5 protein-coding genes are annotated in these 4,581 nt (G+C 36.4%); 4 read left to right on the top strand and 1 reads right to left on the bottom strand.

The features are described 5' to 3' along the window. Nucleotides 1-488 precede the first annotated feature (488 nt). Nucleotides 489-764 (bottom strand): hypothetical protein, encoded by a 276-nt coding sequence (locus G596_RS25125; protein WP_155829384.1) that lies wholly within the window; start codon nt 762-764, stop codon nt 489-491. A gap of 268 nt (nt 765-1,032) precedes the next feature. Here G596_RS25125 and G596_RS25130 point away from each other — a divergent pair, with 268 nt between their 5' ends. The 4 genes from G596_RS25130 (at nt 1,033) to G596_RS0120010 (ending at nt 4,410) form a co-directional block, all read left to right on the top strand. Further along, the gene (locus G596_RS25130; RefSeq protein ID WP_155829386.1) at nt 1,033-1,407 is read left to right on the top strand and encodes a hypothetical protein; all 375 of its coding nucleotides are present in this window, start codon (nt 1,033-1,035) and stop codon (nt 1,405-1,407) included. A 47-nt stretch (nt 1,408-1,454) separates the two neighbouring features. Then, nucleotides 1,455-2,579, top strand: coding sequence for an acyltransferase family protein (locus tag G596_RS0120000; protein WP_022763564.1), 1,125 nt, complete (start codon nt 1,455-1,457; stop codon nt 2,577-2,579). 211 nt (nt 2,580-2,790) lie between these two features. Beyond that, nucleotides 2,791-4,200, top strand: a complete 1,410-nt coding sequence (locus tag G596_RS23200; RefSeq protein ID WP_022760461.1) for an ISL3 family transposase — start codon at nt 2,791-2,793, stop codon at nt 4,198-4,200. Nucleotides 4,201-4,212: 12 nt separating this feature from the next. Beyond that, nucleotides 4,213-4,410: a mobility-associated LCxxNW protein gene (locus G596_RS0120010; protein ID WP_022760460.1), complete on the top strand. Its 198-nt coding sequence runs from the start codon at nt 4,213-4,215 to the stop codon at nt 4,408-4,410. The last annotated feature ends 171 nt before the right edge of the window (nt 4,411-4,581 follow it).

The following is a 4,581-nucleotide window of genomic DNA, read 5'->3' on the forward strand; positions in this document are numbered from 1 at the left end:
CTGCTGTATTCCTTTAATTCGTTTCGATATGACTTTTGCAACTTATTATGCCAAGAAACGTCATGAAGGCAAACCACATAGGGTAGCTATAACCCACGTTGCGAAGAAACTCATCCGAGTAATCTTTGCTTTAGAAAAACAGGACATAGACTTCAATTCTCAAAAACTACGCTAATCACGAATAGCATCGAATCCGGTTACCATCTGAAATACGATGTATTCAGATGGTTTATTAAAGTTACCCTCCCGCCAATAATTTCAAAAATTTCTCTAAAACCTATTGACTACTAATAGTTTGTCACCTATATTCATGATGGAAATAACAATATTTTCTTGTTATGGTCACAAGACCTTACATGCTTTTATAACTATACCTTATCTGCAATTTTATGTGCTTCGTTTGTTATTCATTCCATTTCATATGGTGGAATAAAAACTCTATTCACCAAAAGTCCTATATATAAAAAAGCCATTCTTGTAATATGGCTTTATTTTGCTATTTTCTCTAACTTATTTTCATCTGTAATACTTGCCGCATATATAGGTGCTGAACTTGTATCGCAGCTATTTTCCTCAGTAACCGGAAAAACATTTGATCTTAAAGAATACTGTTCCAATAACGCCATAAGTCTTTTTATTATTCTATTCTGGTTTCTTTCTAACATCATTGAAACAACCGGTGGCAGAGCTGATGATATAGGAAAAAGTACCTTAACCAATATTTCCTCAACATTTGTGTTTGCACTAATTAATTTTGTATCCATAAATGTTTTTATTACTATTTTGGGTATAGTCATTGGATTTCTATGGATAAGAAAATGTGGACGTTTCGATAATGTAATCGCGAAATGTGTTTTATACTTTTTATTCACCATTATATACCTTCTGGTACTTAGTGCGACAGCAGAACCCTACTATATATATCGAGCCGAAATTGTAATAGATATTTTATTCTTTCTTTTCATATGTCTTATAGCAGCATTTAATGAACTAATACGCAAAAACCGTAATTATTTTCGGCTGGTTTATATTTTGGCCGGAACAACTGTGCTTTTACTAATCCATCCCGGAAAAGTTTTTTATTCATATAACAACTCAAATGCATCATATAAACAATGCGAAGCTCTTATAAATGATATAATAAGTCAATTTCATGATGCAGAAGAATCCGGAGCTACAGAATTAACTCTTGTTGTTCCGGCATATGATGTCATATACAATTGGCCACTGGCGGATTTCGCAGGTGATAATATTGCTACAGCATTATATCATCACAATATTACTCAATCGTATATTTCCGTCAAAGAGATCACTCCATCAAGGACCAAGAATGCTCTATTTAACATAAGTGAATTTGATTTAGAAAAAAATTTAAAGGAAGTATATTCTGTACTCCTGGTAGAGTAGTTCAATAAAAATAGCATTAAATAAACAATAAAGGAAATTATGTATTTATGAAGAATAAAAGATTTGAAATCAAAAACACTCTGGGTATGTTTGACCTTCTTAAAGGAATCATTATGATTTTGGTTGTGGTATCACATACAGAAGGTTTAATTCCATTTTTAGAAAAATACCATTCCATGAATGAGTTATTTTCTAATGTCAACATATTTGTACTTTTCTTAACATTCATCTATATGATTGTAGGTCAGGCTTCTATGCCTGCATTACTAATCATAAGCGGATATGGCTTTAGAAAAACTACTAACACCAAGTGCATCACCAGGCAATACCGCTCTCTTTTACAGCCTTATATTATTACAATGGCCATTGCTATAATAATACACTTTTTTAGTTATCTATTCTTATACGGCGGATTGCGCTCATCCATTAAGCAGACTGCAAGTATCTTTTTAGGCGCACTTTTGGGTCTGCCCAAGGATAGATATTTATTAAATTTTAGAATCATTTGCTGTGGCCCAACCTGGTTCTTACTTGCATTGATCATAGCAACAATTGTTTTTAACTTTCTTGCAAACCGTTACGAAGAAAAAAAACTCCTTCTTATATCATTATTTGTATCATGTATTGGCTGGTTGCTTAGTTTTACCATTCCTCTTCCATGGTGCATTTCACAGGGATTTATATCCGTTTTCTTTTTGGGATTGGGATACTATGTAAAGAAAAACAAATTACTAATATCTTTCACTATCAAAAAGCTTTTCATTGGAATACTTATTATTATTCCTTACTTGATATCTGTAAATATAACGTCATATTTTGATATGGCAAATGACCTATATCCTTTGGGACCTATTTCCATAATTGCTAATGCAATTATAGGTTTTCTAATCATTTATGTTTTTTTACTTTTAAACCGGTTCAATGTTTTTTTATCTACATTTATAAGAAAAATCGGTCGAAATTCATTATATTTTCTTTGCATTCATTCTGTTGAGATGGTAGCCATCGGCGGTTATGTCCAGTATGTGTTTGTCCATAGCTGGTGGAAAGGTAATCCCACATTAAGAAGTGCAATCATAATTAGTTTTCGATTATTCTTTGCCATTGTAGCTACACTACTATTTGTGCAAATAAAAGGGGTAATCGATTTTCGTGAGGGGCTACCTTCGTGAGGGTCTTTTATGAGGGTTGCTCGTGAGGGGCAAACTTGAGGGGCTGGTTTGAGGGTTATTCGTGAGGGTTTTACCTAAAAAAATAAGAAACAGGATTGATCATCAACGTGTTTGTTGGTTAATCCTGTTTCTTTTTTGAAGGATCATTGTCCTTCTTTCTCCCTTCTCGTATGATACTTTTTGCGGAAAATACATCAAAGAAGGAGGATACATGAATAGTATCACAGATTTATTAGACCTTGAAGATGGCGACCTCTGTATCACAGGAACCCAGATTCAAGGTCACACTAAAACTCTCACCATTGAAACAAAGCCCGTAGCTCATTATTGCCCTAACTGTGGCTACAGGATGTATTCAAGAGGTGTCAAAAAACGAAAGGTCAATCATCCTATTCTTCAGGATAGCTACTCACTTGTAATTATTCTGAAACAAAGAAGATGGCGCTGTACAAATCCTGAATGCCTTTATGACATCAGTGAAAACTTCAAGTTCGTTAACAAACGCCGCCGTACTTCAAACGCTACAGATATGTTGATTGTTAGCGCCTACAGAGATCTTATGGAAACATCCGTCTCTATTGCCAGGAAATTTCATGTTTCAGATTCTCATGCTCACGAAGTCTTCGACAGATATGTGAAGCTTGACCGTCTGCCGCTGACAGATGCTGTCTCCATTGATGAAGTCTGCATAGATATGGATGAACACTGCAAGTATGCCCTGGTCATACAGGACTTCCATACTGGAGATCCAATCGACCTGCTACGCAGCAGAAGAAACGATGTCACTGAGCCCTATTTTTCAGCAATTCCGATAGAAGAACGATTAGCTGTAAAATATCTGATCTCTGACATGTACAAGCCATATATCGCCTATGTAGAGAAATATTTCCCCAATGCAATCCCTGTTGTGGATTCCTTTCATGTGATTCAATGGATAACCCGCCTGATAGACAATTATATCCGTCAGCTGATAAAGAAGTACCGTCAGCGTGACCGCGAACTTCAGGACAAGCTTTCTATTGAACGTCATGAACCAGTCTCTCTTCCGGTCTCTGACGAGGTATACATTCTGCAGAAGTACCGGTGGTTAATCCTGTCCAATCTATCAAATATCCGTTACCATCATGATCTTCGTATGGATCCACATTTCCACAGGCTTATGAACACATTTGATTATGAAGACGCTCTATTCAGAATAGATCCCAACCTTCAAGAATTCAGGGATCTTAAAGAAAAGTATGTGCAGTTCAATTCACGCAACAGCGGCAATCCTCATTCAGCAAGACTGGAAATAGCTGTGCTGATAAAAGAATACAGAAGTTCCCGGCATGATATATTCCGCGATTTTGCCTCACTTCTTGAAAAATTTGAAGATCCCATAATCAATTCTTTCATAATGGTTGAAAAAATGGGAAATGGAAAAATCTATGACAGCAGGCTTTCCAACGGTCCTATTGAATCAATAAACAGGAAAATAAAGGATCTGAAGCGCATGGGCAGAGGCTTCAGAAACTTTGAACACTTCCGCAATAGGTTTCTGTATTCAACCAGATCCGCTCCTATACTTAACGGAGTATCGGATTATAACCCTGTCGTTTACTTTGAAGAAGATGAATTTTAGGAGGACTAACAAATGCTTGATTATTGTGCTTTCAGTAAAGACCATAAATGTATCAAATGGGAGGATTATCAGATAATGCTTCAGGAGATAGAAGAAGCAGACTCACTTTGCCATGGCAACTGGATAGAGATAGAAAAGCAATACAACTACATCCTGGAGCTGCAGGCAATCCTTGATGAACATGGAATTGATTATCCTATTTTACTGTAACTTATTAGAGGGTCTGGAATCATAACTCCAGACCCTCAAGTTTGCCCCTCATGAATGACCCTCACGAACGCCCCTCACGAATAACCCTCACGAACTCCACTAAAAAAAGGGCCAGCCCCTCACGACTGACCCTCATTAACTTTGGGAAACCCTCACGAAAATCGATTACCC

It is taken from the genome of Butyrivibrio sp. AD3002 (assembly GCF_000420905.1).
Lineage (GTDB): Bacteria > Bacillota > Clostridia > Lachnospirales > Lachnospiraceae > Butyrivibrio.

Bases quoted from the DNA above. Each gene is read 5' to 3' on its own strand.
- G596_RS25125 (WP_155829384.1), bottom strand. From the start codon at position 764: ATGGATACAAAATTAATTAGTGCAAACACAAATGTTGAGGAAATATTG.
- G596_RS0120000 (WP_022763564.1), top strand. From the start codon at position 1,455: ATGAAGAATAAAAGATTTGAAATCAAAAACACTCTGGGTATGTTTGAC.
- G596_RS23200 (WP_022760461.1), top strand. From the start codon at position 2,791: ATGAATAGTATCACAGATTTATTAGACCTTGAAGATGGCGACCTCTGT.
- G596_RS0120010 (WP_022760460.1), top strand. From the start codon at position 4,213: ATGCTTGATTATTGTGCTTTCAGTAAAGACCATAAATGTATCAAATGG.